At 67.6% G+C, this 17,411-nt stretch carries 19 protein-coding genes; 3 read left to right on the top strand and 16 right to left on the bottom strand.

The window, feature by feature from the left end:
- Position 1 precedes the first annotated feature (1 nt).
- The 4 genes from cyoE to FPL11_RS02585 are packed head-to-tail and all read right to left on the bottom strand — an operon-like array spanning position 2 to position 3,310.
- Entirely contained in the window at positions 2 to 955 is a 954-nt protein-coding gene (gene cyoE, locus FPL11_RS02600) for a heme o synthase (RefSeq protein ID WP_144347097.1), read from the bottom strand.
- Positions 952 to 1,959 (bottom strand): COX15/CtaA family protein, encoded by a 1,008-nt coding sequence (locus FPL11_RS02595; RefSeq protein WP_144347096.1) that lies wholly within the window; start codon positions 1,957 to 1,959, stop codon positions 952 to 954. The genes cyoE and FPL11_RS02595 overlap by 4 nt, the downstream gene beginning before the upstream one ends.
- Positions 1,956 to 2,549 (bottom strand): hypothetical protein, encoded by a 594-nt coding sequence (locus FPL11_RS02590; protein ID WP_144347095.1) that lies wholly within the window; start codon positions 2,547 to 2,549, stop codon positions 1,956 to 1,958. The genes FPL11_RS02595 and FPL11_RS02590 overlap by 4 nt, the downstream gene beginning before the upstream one ends.
- Positions 2,546 to 3,310 carry an SURF1 family protein gene (locus FPL11_RS02585; RefSeq protein ID WP_159300254.1) on the bottom strand — a complete coding sequence of 255 codons (765 nt, stop codon included), beginning with the start codon at positions 3,308 to 3,310 and terminating at the stop codon, positions 2,546 to 2,548. Before FPL11_RS02585 ends, FPL11_RS02590 begins: the two co-directional genes overlap by 4 nt.
- Positions 3,311 to 3,367: 57 nt before the next feature.
- Here FPL11_RS02585 and FPL11_RS02580 point away from each other — a divergent pair, with 57 nt between their 5' ends.
- A complete protein-coding gene (locus FPL11_RS02580; protein WP_144347093.1) occupies positions 3,368 to 3,583 on the top strand; it encodes a twin transmembrane helix small protein in 216 nt (71 codons plus the stop codon).
- 5 nt (positions 3,584 to 3,588) lie between these two features.
- Here the strand turns inward: FPL11_RS02580 and FPL11_RS02575 are convergent, their stop codons facing one another.
- From FPL11_RS02575 to FPL11_RS02555, 5 genes are all read right to left on the bottom strand, one after another.
- Positions 3,589 to 4,449 (bottom strand): cytochrome c oxidase subunit 3, encoded by an 861-nt coding sequence (locus tag FPL11_RS02575; RefSeq protein WP_144347092.1) that lies wholly within the window; start codon positions 4,447 to 4,449, stop codon positions 3,589 to 3,591.
- A 148-nt stretch (positions 4,450 to 4,597) separates the two neighbouring features.
- Complete coding sequence (gene ctaD / locus FPL11_RS02570; RefSeq protein WP_110882575.1) at positions 4,598 to 6,172, bottom strand: cytochrome c oxidase subunit I; 1,575 nt, start codon at positions 6,170 to 6,172, stop codon at positions 4,598 to 4,600.
- A 28-nt stretch (positions 6,173 to 6,200) separates the two neighbouring features.
- A complete protein-coding gene (gene coxB / locus FPL11_RS02565) occupies positions 6,201 to 7,070 on the bottom strand; it encodes a cytochrome c oxidase subunit II (protein WP_144347091.1) in 870 nt (289 codons plus the stop codon).
- On the bottom strand, positions 7,067 to 7,648 hold the full coding sequence (locus tag FPL11_RS02560) for a DUF2244 domain-containing protein (RefSeq protein ID WP_110882392.1): 582 nt from the start codon (positions 7,646 to 7,648) through the stop codon (positions 7,067 to 7,069). Before FPL11_RS02560 ends, coxB begins: the two co-directional genes overlap by 4 nt.
- Positions 7,649 to 7,738: 90 nt before the next feature.
- On the bottom strand, positions 7,739 to 8,635 hold the full coding sequence (locus FPL11_RS02555) for a methyltransferase domain-containing protein (RefSeq protein WP_144347090.1): 897 nt from the start codon (positions 8,633 to 8,635) through the stop codon (positions 7,739 to 7,741).
- 86 nt (positions 8,636 to 8,721) lie between these two features.
- Here FPL11_RS02555 and FPL11_RS02550 point away from each other — a divergent pair, with 86 nt between their 5' ends.
- On the top strand, positions 8,722 to 9,444 hold the full coding sequence (locus tag FPL11_RS02550) for a ComF family protein (RefSeq protein WP_144347089.1): 723 nt from the start codon (positions 8,722 to 8,724) through the stop codon (positions 9,442 to 9,444).
- Here the strand turns inward: FPL11_RS02550 and ubiA are convergent.
- The 7 genes from ubiA to gmk form a co-directional block, all read right to left on the bottom strand.
- Positions 9,441 to 10,322 (bottom strand): 4-hydroxybenzoate octaprenyltransferase, encoded by an 882-nt coding sequence (gene ubiA / locus FPL11_RS02545; RefSeq protein ID WP_110882389.1) that lies wholly within the window; start codon positions 10,320 to 10,322, stop codon positions 9,441 to 9,443. The genes FPL11_RS02550 and ubiA overlap by 4 nt on opposite strands.
- The gene (locus tag FPL11_RS02540) at positions 10,319 to 10,870 is read right to left on the bottom strand and encodes a chorismate--pyruvate lyase family protein (RefSeq protein ID WP_144347088.1); all 552 of its coding nucleotides are present in this window, start codon (positions 10,868 to 10,870) and stop codon (positions 10,319 to 10,321) included. The genes ubiA and FPL11_RS02540 overlap by 4 nt, the downstream gene beginning before the upstream one ends.
- A gap of 12 nt (positions 10,871 to 10,882) precedes the next feature.
- Positions 10,883 to 12,961 (bottom strand): ATP-dependent DNA helicase RecG, encoded by a 2,079-nt coding sequence (recG, locus tag FPL11_RS02535; protein WP_144347087.1) that lies wholly within the window; start codon positions 12,959 to 12,961, stop codon positions 10,883 to 10,885.
- 3 nt (positions 12,962 to 12,964) lie between these two features.
- Positions 12,965 to 13,357 carry a RidA family protein gene (locus FPL11_RS02530; protein WP_110882386.1) on the bottom strand — a complete coding sequence of 131 codons (393 nt, stop codon included), beginning with the start codon at positions 13,355 to 13,357 and terminating at the stop codon, positions 12,965 to 12,967.
- 32 nt (positions 13,358 to 13,389) lie between these two features.
- Positions 13,390 to 15,558, bottom strand: a complete 2,169-nt coding sequence (locus FPL11_RS02525) for a RelA/SpoT family protein (RefSeq protein WP_144347086.1) — start codon at positions 15,556 to 15,558, stop codon at positions 13,390 to 13,392.
- A gap of 10 nt (positions 15,559 to 15,568) precedes the next feature.
- Positions 15,569 to 15,883: a DNA-directed RNA polymerase subunit omega gene (rpoZ, locus tag FPL11_RS02520; RefSeq protein ID WP_144347085.1), complete on the bottom strand. Its 315-nt coding sequence runs from the start codon at positions 15,881 to 15,883 to the stop codon at positions 15,569 to 15,571.
- A gap of 110 nt (positions 15,884 to 15,993) precedes the next feature.
- Positions 15,994 to 16,632: a guanylate kinase gene (gene gmk, locus FPL11_RS02515; protein ID WP_144347084.1), complete on the bottom strand. Its 639-nt coding sequence runs from the start codon at positions 16,630 to 16,632 to the stop codon at positions 15,994 to 15,996.
- A 61-nt stretch (positions 16,633 to 16,693) separates the two neighbouring features.
- Between gmk and rph the strand changes: the two genes are divergently transcribed.
- Positions 16,694 to 17,410, top strand: coding sequence for a ribonuclease PH (rph, locus tag FPL11_RS02510; RefSeq protein ID WP_110882383.1), 717 nt, complete (start codon positions 16,694 to 16,696; stop codon positions 17,408 to 17,410).
- Position 17,411: the final 1 nt, after the last annotated feature.

Genomic DNA, 17,411 nt, shown 5'->3' with positions numbered 1-17,411 from the left:
TTCAGCCGAGCAGGGGCGCCAGAATCACCGGCAGATAGGCGTCCAGCAACAGCACCGCGAATAGCGCCATCAGGTAGACAATGCTGAAGCCGAACGACTTCATCGGTAGTGACCGGTCGTCGGGGCGGGCGAGCAGTGCGTAGCCAAACCACAGATAACGCGCTCCCAGTCCCACAGCGCCCACCAGATACACCCAGCCACTCATCCCGGTGGCAAACGGCATCAGCGTCACGCCCACCAATAGCACGGTGTAGAAAAGGATCTGCCAGCGCGTGAACCGATCGCCGTGGGTGACCGGCAGCATCGGGATGTTCACACTCGCGTATTCCTCGCGCCGATGAATCGCCAGGGCCCAGAAATGCGGTGGCGTCCAGGTAAAGATGATCAGGAACAGCAGCAGGGCGTGAGGATCGATGCTGCCGGTGACCGCGACCCAGCCCAGCACCGGCGGTGCGGCCCCCGCCGCGCCACCGATGACGATGTTCTGCGGCGTCGCACGCTTGAGAAACAGGGTGTAGATGAACGCATAGCCAATCAGCGAGCCGAAGGTCAGCCAAGCGGTAAGCGGGTTGACCAGAAAGTACAGCATCGACAGGCCCGCCAGCCCCAGCACCCCGGCAAACAGGCTGGCGTCGCGGGTGCGCAGCCCGCCGGTGGGCAGCGGGCGCCCTTCGGTACGCTTCATGCGGGCATCGATGCGCCGATCGACCAGATGGTTGATCGCCGCCGCCGAGCCGGCCGCCAGCGCAATCCCCAGGTTACCCAGCGTGAGTGCTGTCCAGGGAATGGCACCGGGGCTCGCCAGCAGCTCGCCCACCAGCGCGGTGAACACCATCAGCGCCACCACCCCGGGCTTGGTCAGCTCGTAGTAATCCCGCCAGTGCTGGACGGCATGCTGCAGGACGGCCGTGGCGCCCGTGGCAGGGTTGGAAGTGGCGTCGATATATCGGCTCATGATCGCGCTATGGGTCGCCGGACGTGAATGGCGGTGACCAGCACCAGCATCAGCAGCGCTGCGCCTGCATTGTGCGCGACGGCCAGTGTCAGCGGCAAGCTATAGATGACATTACCAATGCCGATCAACACCTGCAGACCCAGCGCCCCGGCAACCGCGACGCCCATGACGCGGCCCAGACCGCCCGCACGCCACAGCCAGAACGCCAGGCCACCGAGCACCAGCGTGACGGCGATGGCGCCGATGCGGTGGACCAGATGAATGGCCATGCGCGCTGGATGGTCCAGCACGCCGAACTCGTAGTTCACACCCAGGCCGCGCCACAGCACAAAGCCCTCGCCAAAGTCGGCATTATCCGGCCAGTACTCGCCGAGGCTGCAGGTCGGAAACTCATTACAGGCAAGCGCCGCGTAGTTGGTGCTGGTCCAGCCGCCCAGCGTGATCTGGCCGACCGCCGCCAGCACCCCGACGGCAAGGAACACCCCCAGCCCCGGGACCTGCGAGAGCCGTCCGGCCCCCAGACGATTGCTGCGCAGCGTCACCCACCAGAGCAGTGACAGCGTTGTCAGGCCGCCCAGCAGATGTGCCGTGACCACCGCGGGCTTGAGCTGCCAGGTCACCGTCCACGCGCCCAGCAGACCCTGAAAGCAGACCAGCGCGACCAACAGCAACGGCACCCGCCACGGCTGGCCGGGGCGATGCCGCTGGCGCCAGGCGAACACCCCCATCCCCACGATCAGCAGGCCCAGGCCGCTGGCGAGATAACGGTGCACCATCTCGCGCCATCCCTTGCCCACATGCACCGGCGTATCGGGGAATGCCTCATTGGCCGCGGCGATCGCCTCGGGCGTGTTGGGGACATCCCACTGCCCATAGCAGCCGGGCCAGTCCGGGCAACCCAGTCCGGCATCCGTCAGCCGCACCCAGGCACCCAGCACCACAACGCAGAGCGCCGTCGCAGTCGCCAACAGACTCAGGCGGTAAAACCAGGGATGGGGATTCATTCGTTGACAGCCTCCTCAAGGGCGCGGCGCTCGGCCTCCTCTTTGGCCAGACTGAGGAGGTTTTCCAGATCATCCAGCAGGCCGGATGCATCCAGCGGCCGGGGGTAGCGCATGACGTGATAACCGCGATAATCGACAATATGCGCGGCCATCGGTTCACCGTTGTGGACCGCCAGTCGATCCACCACGGCATCGGCCGCCGACAGATTGAGGATGCCGGGAACGGGTTCGAACACCGGGGCCTCGAGGCTTTCGGGCTGCAGCACCACCAGGCGCACCCGCTCAATGTCGCGGTCCAGTGCGATCTGCACCCGGTTGAGGCGATCGACCCGCTCGCGGCAGGCCTCGCCACAGGACTCGCGCTGCGGCGTCACGATCAGCCAGTCGCCGGCGAGGATCGGCGCTGCCTCGACCACGCCCTGCCACTGCCCGGGATTGATCTGCTCAGCGGGCTGCACCAGATCGCCATTGTTGGTGAATGATTCAGGTCGCCAGTCGCTGAAGACCATGATCATGGCCGCGGCGGTGGGCAGGATGAAGACCGCCAGCAGCGCGAACGGCTGCCAACGGCCCTTGAGTCGATCGATCAACTGCTCTCTCCTCGTGTTGGCCGGCGCGTATTGACCACCAGCCAGATCACCGTCAGCGCCGCGGCCAGTGAGAACCACTGCACCGCATAGCCCTGGTGACGCTCGGGCCCGAAGCGCCAGGCATCCCGATCGCTGCGCCGGGCGACCGCGTCGGTGGAAAGCGATCCCTCGACCAGTACATAGTCGCTGAGCGGATAGTCGAGCATCGCGTTCATGGCCTCAAAATCAATGTATTGCAGGCGCCGCGGCCAATTCCCGCTGCCATCCGCCGCCTCGCCCAGACGCATGCCCACGGACGGCCCCGACCCGATCTGGCCCGTGACCCGCGCGGGCGAGTCCACCGGCGGCAGCTCGGGCAGCGTCTGGCGGCTGCCGGCGATGGGCACGAATCCCCGCTGAACCAGCACCGCGGCGTCCCGACCCGTCAGTCGCAACGGCGTCAGCACCCGGTAACCGATACGCCCGTCCTGGACCTGGTTGTCCAGCAGAAACTGGTGGTCCGTGTCATAGCGCCCCTCGGCGGTGGCCCGCCGGTATTCGTGGCGGGCCAGGCTCGCCGGGCGGTCATTGAGCGCCATCACCGGGGCATCCGTGGCGTCGGCCCTGGCAGCCAGTGCCGAGCGCTTCTCCGCCGCCCGGTCGAGCTGCCACTGACCCAGCCCGATCAGCAACCCCAGGAGCACCGCATAAACCAGCGTCGGCAGGGGGCCGGGTGCGAACACCCAGCCGCCGAAGCGAATCCCCCGGCGGGCGGTGATCAAGCCAGCTGCCGCCCGTATCTTCCTTTACAATGCGCGCAAAGCGACAGGGAATAGCTCATGGATTTCGCAATTCGCATCACGATTCTGCTCACATTGTTCGTCATCGTCGCGAGCCTCGGCTCGGGTCTGTTCTATCTTATCCGCGACCGGGGCGAATCGCGCCGCACGCTGAACGCCCTGACGGTGCGCATCACGCTGTCGATCATCCTGTTCGTGCTGATCCTGGTGGGCTTTCTGACCGGGGCCATCGCCCCGAACGGCAGCCCGTTGTAGCCGCGCTAGAGGATGTAGACGAAGATAAAAAGGCCCAGCCAGACGACGTCGACGAAGTGCCAGTACCAGGCCGCTCCCTCGAAACCGAAGTGTGACTTGGGATCGAAGTGGCCTTTCATGCACCGCAGCGTGATCACCAGCAGCATCAGTGTACCGATCACCACATGCATGCCGTGGAAGCCGGTCAGCATGAAGAACGTCGACCCGTAGATGCCGGTGTCCATGCGCAGATTCAGGTGGACGTAGGCTTCGTAGTACTCATAGGCCTGCAGGCCGACGAACAGTGTGCCCAACAGCACCGTGGCCCACATGAAACCGATCAGCTTGGTGCGGTTGTCGTCCTTGAGGGCATGATGCGCGATGGTCAGCGTCATCCCCGAGGTGAGCAGGATCAGGGTGTTGATGGTGGGCAGCGGCCAGGGGCCCATCGGCCGCCACTCCATGGCCGCATTGGCCGGCCCGGCGGTAGGCCAGTTGAGCGCCATTGAGTCCCACAGCAGGCGGCTGGTGGCCGGGTCTTCGCCGGACAGCCACGGTACGGACAGCATCCGGGCGTAGAACAGCGCGCCGAAGAACGCGGCGAAGAACATGATCTCGGAGAAGATGAACCAGATCATCCCCCAGCGCAGCGAGCGGTCGACCTGATCGCTGTAGAGGCCCCTGACGCCCTCACTGACCACGTCACTGAACCAGCCGAACACGAACCAGGCGGTGATCAGGCCGCCACCGCCCATCACCCACGTCCCCAGTGCCATGCCTTCGAGGTACATCGCGATCCCGACCACCAGGGCGGTCACGCCGATGGTGCCGATGATCGGCCAGTAGCTTTGATGCGGGACGTAATACCCGCCCTGTGCCTGTGCCATTGTCTGCTCTCCCTCTCCCCCGGTCGGATCGCTAGAGACGATCGAGGAAAACCCCCAGATAGATGCCCAGAACGAGCAGCACGAGCAGGACCACCGTCCAGCGGATCCTGCGTCGTGTGCGTCGATCGACTTCGCGGTTGATCATTCCCTAGCGGACGACCGGTGGCGTCTCGAAGGTGTGGTGCGGCGCCGGTGAGGGCACATCCCACTCAAGACCGTCAGCGCCTTCCCAGGCCTTGGCCTCGGCCTGCTGGCCACCACGGATGCACTTGTAGAGCAGGTAGACGAACAGCAGCTGGGCGAACCCGAAGCCGAACCCGCCGATGCTCGAGACCATGTTCCAGTCGGCGAACTGCACCGAGTAGTCCGGGATGCGGCGCGGCATGCCGGCGAGCCCCAGGAAATGCTGCGGGAAGAACAGCACGTTCACGAACACCACGGACAGCCAGAAGTGCCACTGCCCCAGCCGCTCGCTGTACATGTGCCCGGTCCACTTGGGCATCCAGTAGTAGGCCGCCGCAAGGATGGCGAACACCGCCCCGGTGACCAGCACATAATGGAAATGCGCGACTACGAAGTAGGTGTCGTGGTACTGGAAGTCGGCCGGCGCGATCGCGAGCATCAGCCCGGAAAAGCCGCCGATGGTGAACAGGAACACGAACGCCAGCGCGAACAGCATGGGCGTTTCAAACGTCATCGCCCCGCGCCACATGGTCGAGACCCAGTTGAACACCTTCACGCCCGTGGGCACCGCGATGAGCATCGTCGAGTACATGAAGAACAGCTCGCCGGCGAGCGGCATGCCGACGGTGAACATGTGATGCGCCCAGACGATGAACGACAGGAACGCGATGGACGCCGTGGCGTAGACCATCGAGCTGTAGCCGAACAGCGGCTTGCGCGCGAAGGTGGGGATGATCGTCGAGATGATGCCGAATGCCGGCAGGATCAGGATATAGACCTCAGGATGACCGAAGAACCAGAAGATGTGCTGATAGAGCACCGGATCGCCGCCACCCGCGGCGCTGAAGAATGTGGTCCCGAAGTACTGATCCGTCAGCAGCATGGTCACGGCGCCGGCCAGCACCGGCATGACCGCGATCATCAGATAGGCGGTGATGAGCCACGTCCACACGAAAAGCGGCATCTTCATCAGGCTCATGCCGGGCGCGCGCATATTCAGGATGGTGGCGATGACGTTGATCGAGCCCATGATCGAGCTGATCCCCAGCACGTGGATCGCGAAGATCACGAACGGGAAGGCGGTGCCGGTCTGGAGCATGAGGGGCGGGTACATGGTCCAGCCACCTGCCGGTCCGCCGCCGGGCATGAACAGCGTCGACAGCAGCACGGCAAAGCCGAACGGCAGCAGCCAGAAGCTCCAGTTGTTCATGCGCGGCAGCGCCATGTCCGGCGCGCCCACCATCAACGGGATCATCCAGTTGGCCAACCCCGTGAACGCCGGCATGACGGCCCCGAAGATCATCACCAGCGCATGCATGGTGGTCATCTGGTTGAAGAAGTACGGATCCACAAGCTGGAGGCCGGGCTGGAACAGCTCGGCGCGGATCACGAGGGCCATGGCGCCGCCCACCAGGAACATGGCCAGCGAGAACAACAGGTACATGGACCCGATGTCCTTGTGGTTGGTGGTCACCAGCCAGCGTGTGATGCCGGTCGGCTCTCCCTCATGCGATGCGTCGTTGTAGGTCGTTGCCGTCATTTCAACCATCTCCCCTGTCTGATTCTGTTTACCGGGCGGCCAGCTCGCCGTCGGTGTCCGGCGTCGCGTCGGCATCGGCCGTCATGCCCTCGCCACTGGCCTGGCGATTGGCGAGCCAGGTCTCGAACTCCGCCTTGGGCAGCGCCTCGACCACGATGGGCATGAAGCCGTGGTCACGTCCGCACAGCTCGGCGCAGCGGCCACGATACACGCCCGGCTCTTCGATCTCGGTCCACATCTCGTTGACATAACCCGGGATCGCGTCCTTTTTCCAGCCCAGGTCCGGCATCCACCACGAATGGATGACGTCCGCGCCGGTGATCTGAAAGCGGATGCGGGTGTCGACCGGCAGCACCAGGCGCTGGTCGACGTTCTGCAGGTAGTTATCCACCGAGGCCGGCTTGATCCCTGAGTCGAGCCGCCGTGCCCGGTCGCTGTCCGTCGACAGGCGACTGAGGAACTGGACATCCTCGCCGCGGTACTCGTAGCCCCAGAACCACTGGTAGCCGGTCACCTTGACCGTCATCTCCGAACCACTGGTGTCATCGAGGTCGATCAGTACCTGGGTGGCGGGCACCGCCATGGCCACGAGAATGACCAGCGGAATCACCGTCCAGACGATTTCCATGGTGGTGCTGTGATGGAACTTCGAGGGTGTTACGCCGCGCGACTTCCGGTGCCGGAAAATCGAGTAGAACATCGCCCCGAAAACGCCCACACCGATCACCACAGTGATCATGAAAATGGTCATGTGCAGGCCATAGATCTCGCGGCTCGACTCGGTGACCCCCTCGGTCATGTTGAGCAGGCCAAAGTCGGCGCTGGCCGGTACGGCGGCGAATGCCGCCGCCAGGGCGGTCAGTTGACCCACGCGCTTCATCGCGGTTGCTGCAGTCATCCCGATTTTTCTCCAACGTTGGCGGTGAGCCCCGGCGTCCAGGACCTCTCCGGCGCATTCGATTCAGTGGCCGTCACCGGGCGCGCATCACCCCACCGGGCCATCGGCCCGATGCAGGCCCTGAGCGCCCGCTCGAGGCTGCGTCGCTCGTCGGCGTCAAGAAACGCGCCGATCACCAGTGACCGGTCCCGCGAGCGCAGCAGCAGCTGGGTTTCATCCCAGCGCCGGGACCGCCGGCGGAGCTGCACGTCGGTCCACGTGCGGTCCATTTCGAAGCGCTCCTCGACCCGGCCGCAGCCTTTTTCCACGACCACGGCGTTATCCACCACGTGGATGACCTCGCGATCGAGCGAGCGCCGCGCCGACTTGTAGAGCGCCCAACCCAGGGCCGTCACCTCAATGCCCGCGAAGGGCAGGATCGGCCACAGCCCGAACCACGCGCAGACCACGCCAATCCCCAGACACACTGTACTGATGCCGGCGAAGATCAGCATGGTCTGCCGCCAGTCGGGCGCGATATTGGGCGCCAGAACAAAGCGGCGGCCGTGATTCGGCTCGCTTTCCGTCCGGGTACTCATGGGCCCGCCCCGCTCGGGTTGAAACTGATATAAGTCAAGTTTAGTGAATTCCGCGCGCGGAGGAAAGCAATAGCGCGGGTAGCGATCGCCTCAGCGCTGCCGGTGAGGCATGGACAGGGTATCCAGCGGTACCCGCACGGCGCCGTCGTCACCGGTGATCTGCTGCTGGGCATCGGTGCCCCAGGCATGCCCATAGGCGATTTCCCAGGTTGCCGGCAGCCGACCCTCGGCGTCGGCCAGGGCCTGATAGGCGGTTTCCATCGCCTGCCAGCGCTGCCGCGACGTGAGCCCCGGCTGACGGGCCATCAGCGCGTTGCGCAGCCCCAGTGCATCGAGGTCGCGGATCAGCGCGGGCACGTCCGCATAGGTCAGCGTGAAATGCTCCATGTCCATCACCGGATCCGCCAGACGGGCGTTGACCAGGGCATCGCCAATATCATGCATGTCCACAAAGCCGTGCACATGGGGCGTCTCATCGGCCGCCTGCCAGGCCGTCCGCAGCTCGTCCAGCGTATCCGGCCCGAAGGTCGCGAACAGCAGCACCCCATCGGGGCGCAGCACGCGTTGCAGCTCGCGGGCAGTGGGCGCCAGGTCGGGCACGCGGTGCAGCGCCAGGCTCGAGACCACCAGATCAAAGCTGTCATTGCGGAACGGCAGCTGATCGAGCCCGGCGCAGACACCCGGCGGCCGGCGCCAGCGGCCGGCGCGCCGCCGCGTCTGGGCCACCAGCGGGGCGACCAGATCCATGGCGTAGTAATCCGCCCGGGGATAGCGCTTGCGCAGCGCCTGGGTGTTCAGCCCGCTGGCACAGCCAAGATCGAGCATTGCCGTCGGTTGCAGGCGGATGTAATCGAGTCGCTCCACCAGTCGCCGACTGACTTCGCGGTGGAGTACCGCGGCGTCGTCAAAACGCGGGGCGGCACGCTCCAGCCGGCGCCGAAGGACGCGGGGGTCAAGCTGCAGGGGATCGTTGGCGGGCTCTGACATACGCTCATCCTGACATAATCCACCGCCGGTCGGCAGCGCCCGGCGGTGTACTGGCCGCAACGCGGCCGCCGCGGCAGTCTGCCCGCATGACCCTGCCCGTCCCGCCACCTCAGGCGCGCACACCCTGGCGCTCGCCCGGCCGCGGCGCCGCTTTTCTGCACAACCTGCTCAGCGGCCGCTGCCGGTTCTGCCAGGCCCGCAGCCTTGAGCGCCCCCTGTGCCCCGGCTGCCGCGAGGACCTGCCCTGGATCAGCGCCGCCTGCGAGCGCTGCGGCCTGCCGCTGGCCTCGGGCGAGCCGCTCTGCGCCGGCTGTCGCACCGCGCCGCCGCCATTTGACCGGACCCGCGCGATCTGGACCTACGGCGAGGGTGTCGACGACCTGATCCGCGCATTCAAGCTGCACGAGGATCTGGCCGCCGGCCGTCTGCTGGCCGAGCTGGCCGCCGCGGCACTGCATCAACGCGGCACCCCCTGCCATGGCCCGCTGGTGCCGATGCCGCTGTATGCGGCCCGCTATCGCCGGCGCGGGTTCAACCAATCGGCGCTGCTCGCCCGCTGGCTGGGGCCACCGGTGGCCCCGTCACTGATCCAGCGCCACCGCCATACCGCCCCCCAGCGCGGTCAGACAGCCGCCGACCGGCGCGCCAATCTGCACGGCGCTTTCCGGCTGCAGCGCCCACCGCCGGCCGCGGTCACTCTGGTGGATGATGTCGTGACCACGGGGGCCAGCCTGACGGCGGTGGCGGACTGCCTGCGCCGCGGCGGGGTCAGGCGGATCGAGGTCATCGCCCTGGCCCGGGCGATTTAGGCGCCGGTCAGATAGGCCAGCGCGATCCCCGCAAAGACCACACCGCCGTACAGATTGTTGTTGAGAAACGCCCGGAAACTGCCATCACGGCTGCGGTCGCGGATCAGCCACTGCTGGCGTAGGAACAGTCCCGTGGCCAGCGCCAGCGCCAGGTAATAGACCGGCCCCAGCCCGGCACGCCAGCCGATCACCGCCAGCAGCAGGGTCAGCAGCCCCTGCAGCAGCCCGATCATGGCGCGGTCGTAGCGCCCGAACAGCACCGCCGTGGACTTGATGCCCACCTTCAGGTCGTCATCGCGATCGACCATGGCGTACTCGGTGTCATAGATGGTCGCCCATACCACCGATGCGGCGAACACCAGCCAGGCAAGCACCGGCACACCGCCGGTCTGGGCGGCGAAGGCCATGGGGGCCGCCCAGCCGAACGCGGCCCCCAGGTGGACCTGGGGCAGATGGGTATGGCGTTTCATGAACGGATAGGTGGCGGCGAGGATGACACCGCCCAGCGAGAGCAGGATCGTGAGCCGGTTCATGAGCAGGACCAGCGCGAAGGCGATCAGACACAGGCCAGCAAACAGCAGCAGCGCCTCGCGCTCGCTGACCTCGCCGGTGGTCAGCGGCCGCGTGCGGGTGCGTTTGACGTGACGGTCAAAGTCGCGATCGGCGTAGTCATTGATCACGCAGCCTGCGGCGCGCATCACCACCACGCCCAGCACGAACACCACGAGGACATCGAGGCGCGGCTCGCCAGTGCCCGCCAGCCACAGCGCCCAGAGCGTGGGCCAGAGCAGCAGGAAGTTGCCGATGGGCCGGTTCAGGCGCGCCAGCCGGGCATACAGCGTCAGCCGATGCGGCCAGCCGGTGGCGGATGCCGTCATGGGTGGAGCTCCTCGATCAGGGGTTGCAGGAAAACTTCGGTCACCAGCAGCGGGCGGCCGGCGATTGAGAACACCGAGCGCCGTGCCCAGCACGGCTCGGCTCCCGGCGCCCGGGCCCGGGCGCCGAGGCGCGAGCTGGCGTCGAGCGGCGCCACCTCGATGGGCCCGCGGGCCACCGGGTAGCGACCGAACAGCAACGCCCCCAGCGGCTGCCGCCCCAGGGTGCGCAGACGGCGCAGCGGGCCTTCGAGGCTGTGGCGCGGGATGACGCTGCGGGCATGGATCCAGGGCTGGTCACCGGTGCCCAGCCTGACCTCGCGGATCCACAGCCAGGCCGGCGCGCGCACGCCCAGCCGCCGGCGCTCGTCCGGCCAGGGCCGACCCCAGTACTCGCGCAGCACCTGCACCCGGAAGGCGCCACCGGCCTGTGCCCGCAGCCGCCGGGTCAGTGAACCGGGCTCGTCCAGCCAGTCACGGACGGGCCCCGGCCGCGGGCGGGCGCCGGGCACAGCCCGCGGTCGCCAGTGACGCAGTCCCGGCTCAGCCATGCTGGAATCCCCTCATACCTGTGCGTAACGCTCGCCCTCGCCCACCCAGCGGCGGATCAGCTCGGACACCGCCACCGGATCCTCGTCGAGCAGCGTGCGCGCCGCCGCCTGGACCGCGTCCAGCAAATCGGCGTCACGGGTCAGATCGGCAATGCGATAGGTCAGCGCGCCGGTCTGGCGCGTGCCCAGCACCTCGCCGGGACCGCGGATCTCGAGATCGCGCCGGGCGATGCGAAACCCGTCGTTGCTCTCACGCAGCACGCCCAGCCGCGCCCGGGCGGTGTCGCCCAGCGGGCCATGGTACAGCAGCACGCAGCTGCTTCGGGCATGACCGCGCCCCACCCGGCCGCGCAGCTGATGCAACTGCGACAGGCCCAGCCGCTCGGCGTTCTCGATGATCATCAGCGAGGCGTTGGGCACATTGACTCCCACTTCGATCACCGTGGTCGCCACCAGCAGATCGATCGCGCCGGCCTCGAACTGCGCCATGACGGCCTCCTTGGCCGTTGCCGGGAGCCGCCCGTGCACCAGCCCGATGGTCAGCTCCGGCAGCTGTTCGCGGAGTCGATCGGCAGTGGCTTCGGCCGCTTCGGCTTCGAGCCAGTCCGAGTCCTCCACCAGCGTGCAGACCCAGTAGGCCTGCCGGCCCTGCTCCCCCACCGCCCGAATGCGCTCGATGACCGCGTCGCGGCGGGTGTCGGGCAGGGCGACGGTCTGCACCGGCAGGCGCCCCGGCGGCAGTTCGTCGATCACCGAGGTATCCAGATCGGCGTAGGCGGTCATCGCCAGCGTGCGCGGGATCGGCGTGGCGGTCATCACCAGCTGATGGGGCTGGTGATGATCGCTGCCCTTATCCCGCAGCGCCAGGCGCTGATGGACGCCGAAGCGGTGCTGCTCGTCAATCACCACCAGTCCCAGCGCTCGGAACACCACATCAGCCTGGAAGAGCGCATGGGTGCCCACCACCACCTGGATGTCGCCGGCGGCGAGCCCGGTCAGCGTCGCCCGCCGCTGGGCGGCGCCGGCCCGGCCACTGAGCCAGCCCACCCGCAGGCCAAGCGGCTCGAGCCAGTCCCGGAAGCTGCGCTCGTGCTGCTCGGCGAGCAGTTCGGTGGGCGCCATGATCGCCACCTGCCAGCCGGCCGCCACCGCATGCAGTGCCGCCAGCGCGGCGACGACGGTCTTGCCCGAGCCGACATCGCCCTGCACCAGTCGCAGCATGGGCAATGGCTGGCCCAGATCGGCCACCACCTCGGCATGCACACGCTGCTGGGCGCCGGTCAGCGCGAATCCCAGTCCATCAAGAAAACGCGCGACTCCCCGGGCGTCCTCGCCGATCACCGGCGCGGGCATGACCTGCTGCTGGGCGGCGCGCAGGCGCAGCAGGCTGAGGCGGTGGGCCAGCAGTTCCTCGAAGGCCAGGCGCCGCACGCTCGGATGGCGCCCGTCCAGCAGGGCGTCGACGTCGCTATCCGCCCCCGGCGCATGGACCTCGGCCAGGGCCGTGTCCAGTGGCACCAGATCGAGCGATGCGCGCAGCGGGGCCGGCAACCACTCGGTGACCGCGCCGGGTTTTGCCAGCGCCGCCGCGATGGCGCGCCGCAGGGCCGCCTGGGTGATCCCCTCGGTGGCGGGGTAGACCGGTTTGAATTCGCCCTGGGCCGGTGGGGCACCCGCCTCGACGCGCTGCCAGTCGGGGTGGACCATCTGCATGACCACCGGCCCGGCACGGGCCTCGCCAAACACCCGCAGCGACACACCGCGCGCCATCTGACGCTGCTGACTGGCGTAGAAATGAAAGAACACCAGCTCGAGACTGCCGGTGCCATCGCTGATGCGGCAGATCAGCCGGCGGCGTTGCCCGCCGACGACCTCCACGGCGGTCACCGTGCCATCCACCAGCGCCGCGACGCCGGGCACCAGCTCGCCGATGGCCCGCACCCGGGTGCGGTCCTCGTAGCGGTTCGGCAGGTGAAACGGCATGTCCTCGACGCGCTCGAGCCCCAGCCGTGCGAGTTTCTCGGCGAGCCGTGGGCCGATCCCCGGCAGGCGGGCCACCGGCGTGCCCGACGCGGCGGCGCCCTCAGCCATGGCTCAGGCGTCTTCGGCCAGGCTCAGGATCGCCTCGACCTCGACCATCGCCCCCTTGGGCAGCTCGCGCACGCCCACCGCGGCTCGCGCCGGGTAGGGCTCGGCGAAGGTCTCGGCCATGATGTCATTGACCGTCGCGAAGTGGCCGAGGTCGGTCAGAAAGATCGTCAGCTTGCAGATCGAGGCCAGATCGCCCCCGGTGGCAACGCAGACATGGCGCAGATTATCGAATACCTGGCGGGTCTGGACGCTGATGTCGCCCTCGACCAGGGTCATGCTGGCCGGGTCGAGGGGGATCTGACCCGAGATGAAGGCCAGATCGCCCACCTGCACCGCCTGCGAGTAGGGCCCGATGGCCGCCGGTGCCTGATCGGTCTGAATGATACGGCGTGTCATGGCTTGCTCCGTTGTGGGATGACTCGAGGCGCTCAGCCGCGCCGCCGGGTGATGCGCTGCACCGCTGACAGGCCCCGCAGCCGCCGCATGATACGCGCCAGATGGGCGCGGTCACGCACCCCCACCACCAGCCGCAGGGTAGCGATCATGTCAGCCTTTTCGTCGATCTCGACGGCATCGATGCTGGAGTCGAGATCGGAGATGACCGCCGCCACGCTGGCCAGCACGCCGCGGTTGTTCATTACGTCCATATCCACGGCCACCGGATAATCGCCCTCGGCAATGGCGCCCCAGCGCACGTCCACCCACTTCTCCGGGTGCTTGCGGTACTCGCGGATGTTGTTGCAGGCCTCGTGGTGCACCACCACGCCCCGCCCGGCGCTGGCAAAACCGACAATGGGGTCACCCGGGATCGGCCGGCAGCAGCGCGCAAACGCCACCACCGCCCCTTCCGTGCCCTGCAGGGTCAGCGCGCCACCGGCGCCGGCGGTATCGGGCCGATCCGCGCCATCGTCGCCCCCGGCCAGATAGCGGGCCACGAACCAGGGCAGCCGCCGCCCGAGACCGACTTCCTCGAACACCTCGTCGACGCGCTCGACGCCGAACGACTCGAGGGCCGTCGCGATCTGCTCGTCGCTGAGATCGCCCAGGCTCAGATCCATGGCATTCAGCCCCCGCTCCACCAGACGCCGGCCCAGATCGGTGGCCTCGGCCCCCTGCAGCCGCTTGAGGCTCTGACGGATGGCCGAGCGCGCCTTCGCGGTCACCACGAAGTCCAGCCAGGCGGGATTGGGACGGGCGACGGGGGCAGAGATGATCTCGACCGTCTCGCCGGTCTTGAGCGGCGTGCGAAGCGGGGCCAGGCGGTTGTCGATGTTGGCGGCGATACAGGCATCACCGATCTCGGAGTGGACCGCGTAGGCGAAGTCCACCACCGTCGCGCCCTTGGGCAGCTCCATGATGTCGCCGCCGGGGGTGAACACATAGACCTCGTCGGGGAGCAGATCGATCTTGACGTTCTCGATGAACTCCAGCGAGTTGCCCACGTTTTCCTGGATCTCGAGCAGGCCGTGGACCCACTCGCGGGCCCGGGTCTGGGCGACATTGCTGGGCTGGCCCGGGTCCTTGTACAGCCAGTGGGCGGCGATCCCGGCCTCGGCCACCCGGTCCATCTCGGCGGTGCGGATCTGCACCTCGAGCTGAACCCGGCGCGGCCCCAGCAGAGTGGTGTGCAGGCTCTGGTAGCCGTTCACCTTGGGAATCGCGATGTAGTCCTTGATGCGCCCCGGCAGGGGTTTGTAGCGCCCATGGCAATGGCCGAGCACGCGATAGCAGGTATCCACGTCCGCCACCACCACGCGGAAGCCATAGACGTCGAAGATGTCCTCGAAGCCGGCCTGCTTGCTGCGCATCTTCTGATAGATGCTCCACAGGTGTTTCTGCCGGGCGCTGATCTGCGCATCGATGCCCGCTTCGGCAAGGCTCGCCTGGATCTCGTCGCGGACGTTGTCGAGCAGCTCTCGGCGCGATCCGCGCTGCTGGCGCACCCGCTCCTTGAGGACCCGATAGCGCATCGGATGCAGGGCGGCAAAGCCCAGGTCCTCGAGCTCCACCCGAATGCTGTTGATGCCCAGTCGCTGGGCGATCGGCGCATAGATCTCGAGGGTTTCGCGGGCGATGCGGGCCCGCTTGCTGGGCGGCATCACGAAGATGGTCCGCATGTTGTGGAGCCGGTCGGCCAGCTTGATCAGAATGACCCGGATGTCCTTCGACATCGCCAGGATCATCTTGCGGAAGTTCTCGGCCTGGGCCTCGGCCTTGCTGCGGAAGTTGATCTGGGTGAGCTTGGAGACGCCATCCACCAGCTGGGCCACTTCCGGGCCGAACGCCTCGGCGATCTCGACCTTGGCGGTGGGCGTATCCTCGATCACGTCGTGGAGGATGGCGGCGCAGAGACTCTCGGCATCCAGGCCCATCTCTCCCAGCGTGCGCGCCACCGCCAGCGGATGGGTGATGTACGGCTCGCCGGAGAGTCGGCGCTGACCCTGATGGGCCTGGGCGCCAAACTGATAGGCCCGATAGACCTTCTGGACGTTGTGTGGGTCGAGGTAATTCTCGAGCAGCGAGCACAGGTCGGCCGCCCGGGCCGCGGAGTCGTATCCCGATGTGTCGGGGGTGACTACTGCCTCGCTGCTGGCCATGGCTCCCCGGTCAGTCGCCGGTCTCCGCCCCGTCATCCGCCGGCGGCGTCGCCGGGGTGTCGGCCGCTTCCGGCTCGGCCTCGCGGCTGGCGTCATCCAGCGCGCCCAGCGCCTCGGCCGCCTCCGCCTCGACATTCAGGATGTCGGCGGTGACATAGCCCTCGGCAATCTCGCGCAGCGCGACCACGGTGGGCTTGTCATTTTCCCAGTCCACCAGCGGCTGGGCACCATGGGCCACCTGGCGGGCGCGCCGGGTGCCGGCCAGCACCAGTTCGAAGCGGTTATCGATGTTGTCGAGGCAGTCCTCGACCGTGACTCGTGCCATGGCGGCGTTCTCCAGAATGACTGCGCTGTGGAATGGCGACCAGTCTAGCCTGAAAGCCGGGTTGCAATAAAGGCTTGATTGTGCGGCCAGAAACGCCCGCCCGCGCGGAATCAGCCCGCCGCGTCACCGCCGGTGAGCTGCGCCAGCGCCGCCGCGTGGGCGCGCGCCTGCTGATCGGTGGCCAGGCGCCGCGCCCGGATGATGGCCTCGAGGTCGGCCAGCGCCACCGCAAAGTCGTCATTCCAGACCAGGTAATCGTACTCGCGGCAATGACTCATCTCGCTGACCGCTTCGGCCATCCGCGCCGCGATCACCGCGTCGCTGTCCTGCCCCCGACCGCGCAGCCGTGACTCGAGCACATCCCGCGACGGCGGGAGGACGAAAACGGACACACAGTCCGGCAGACGCTCGCGGATCTGGCGCGCCCCCTGCCAGTCGATCTCCACCAGCACGTCGCGACCGGCGGCCAGATCGTCGTCCACCGCCGCCCACGACGTCCCGTAACGGCGATCGAAGACGTGCGCATGCTCGAGAAAGGCATCGGCGTCGATCAGGCGCCGAAACCCCTGCTCATCGACAAAGTGATAGTCGCGGCCGTCGCGCTCGCCGGGTCGCGGCTGGCGCGTGGTGTGCGACACCGAGAAGCACAGCCGCGGGTCGCGCTCCATGAGCGCGCGCAGCAGCGAGGTTTTGCCGGCGCCCGACGCCGCCGAGACGATATACAGAGTGCCCGTTGTGCCCGATTGCATGCCCGCGATGTTACCCTGCGCGCTGTTTTTTCGCATCTTGCCAACCACCCGGGAGATCCGCATGCGCCCCAGCGGCCGAAGCCCTGACCAACTCCGCACCGTTCGCCTGACCCGCGACTTCACCCGACACGCCGAAGGCTCGGTGCTGGTGGAGTTCGGTGACACCCGGGTGCTCTGCACCGCCTCGGTCGAAGAGCGCGTGCCGCCGTGGCTGCGCAACAAGGGCCGCGGCTGGGTGACCGCCGAGTACGGCATGCTGCCGCGCGCCACCGGCAGCCGGACGGATCGCGAAGCGGCCCGGGGCCGTCAGCAGGGCCGCACCATCGAGATCCAGCGGCTGATCGGCCGCAGCCTGCGTGCCGTGGTTGATCTGGAGGCGCTGGGCGAGCGCCGCGTGGTGGTGGACTGTGACGTCCTGCAGGCCGACGGCGGGACCCGTACGGCGGCCATCACCGGCGGCTATGTCGCCCTCGCCGACGCGGTGCAGACGCTGGTGCGCGCCCGCAAGCTGCGCCGTAACCCGCTGCATGGCCACGTCGCCGCGATTTCGGTGGGCATCCATCAGGGCACGCCGGTGCTTGATCTCGACTACGCCGAAGACTCCGAGGCCGAGACCGACATGAACGTCATCATGAATGACGCCGGGCACTTCATCGAAGTTCAGGGCACCGCCGAGGGCCACGCCTTCCGCCGTCCCGAGCTCGATGCCATGCTGGATCTCGCCGGCGCCGGCATCGCCGAACTGATCGCCGCGCAGCGCACCTCGCTGGAGGCCTGAT

The sequence above is a fragment of the Spiribacter aquaticus genome, assembly GCF_007625215.1.
GTDB classification, from domain to species: domain Bacteria; phylum Pseudomonadota; class Gammaproteobacteria; order Nitrococcales; family Nitrococcaceae; genus Spiribacter; species Spiribacter roseus.
The sequence above is the reverse complement of the archived record's forward strand: the minus strand, read 5'-3'. Positions and strand labels throughout refer to the sequence as shown.

Excerpts from the sequence above, each read along its gene's own strand:
- cyoE (WP_144347097.1), bottom strand. The coding sequence starts at position 955 with ATGAGCCGATATATCGACGCCACTTCCAACCCTGCCACGGGCGCCACG.
- FPL11_RS02595 (WP_144347096.1), bottom strand. The coding sequence starts at position 1,959 with ATGAATCCCCATCCCTGGTTTTACCGCCTGAGTCTGTTGGCGACTGCG.
- FPL11_RS02580 (WP_144347093.1), top strand. The coding sequence starts at position 3,368 with ATGGATTTCGCAATTCGCATCACGATTCTGCTCACATTGTTCGTCATC.
- FPL11_RS02575 (WP_144347092.1), bottom strand. The coding sequence starts at position 4,449 with ATGGCACAGGCACAGGGCGGGTATTACGTCCCGCATCAAAGCTACTGG.
- ctaD (WP_110882575.1), bottom strand. The coding sequence starts at position 6,172 with ATGACGGCAACGACCTACAACGACGCATCGCATGAGGGAGAGCCGACC.
- coxB (WP_144347091.1), bottom strand. The coding sequence starts at position 7,070 with ATGACTGCAGCAACCGCGATGAAGCGCGTGGGTCAACTGACCGCCCTG.
- FPL11_RS02560 (WP_110882392.1), bottom strand. The coding sequence starts at position 7,648 with ATGAGTACCCGGACGGAAAGCGAGCCGAATCACGGCCGCCGCTTTGTT.
- FPL11_RS02555 (WP_144347090.1), bottom strand. The coding sequence starts at position 8,635 with ATGTCAGAGCCCGCCAACGATCCCCTGCAGCTTGACCCCCGCGTCCTT.
- FPL11_RS02550 (WP_144347089.1), top strand. The coding sequence starts at position 8,722 with ATGACCCTGCCCGTCCCGCCACCTCAGGCGCGCACACCCTGGCGCTCG.
- ubiA (WP_110882389.1), bottom strand. The coding sequence starts at position 10,322 with ATGACGGCATCCGCCACCGGCTGGCCGCATCGGCTGACGCTGTATGCC.
- FPL11_RS02540 (WP_144347088.1), bottom strand. The coding sequence starts at position 10,870 with ATGGCTGAGCCGGGACTGCGTCACTGGCGACCGCGGGCTGTGCCCGGC.
- recG (WP_144347087.1), bottom strand. The coding sequence starts at position 12,961 with ATGGCTGAGGGCGCCGCCGCGTCGGGCACGCCGGTGGCCCGCCTGCCG.
- FPL11_RS02530 (WP_110882386.1), bottom strand. The coding sequence starts at position 13,357 with ATGACACGCCGTATCATTCAGACCGATCAGGCACCGGCGGCCATCGGG.
- FPL11_RS02525 (WP_144347086.1), bottom strand. The coding sequence starts at position 15,558 with ATGGCCAGCAGCGAGGCAGTAGTCACCCCCGACACATCGGGATACGAC.
- rpoZ (WP_144347085.1), bottom strand. The coding sequence starts at position 15,883 with ATGGCACGAGTCACGGTCGAGGACTGCCTCGACAACATCGATAACCGC.
- gmk (WP_144347084.1), bottom strand. The coding sequence starts at position 16,632 with ATGCAATCGGGCACAACGGGCACTCTGTATATCGTCTCGGCGGCGTCG.
- rph (WP_110882383.1), top strand. The coding sequence starts at position 16,694 with ATGCGCCCCAGCGGCCGAAGCCCTGACCAACTCCGCACCGTTCGCCTG.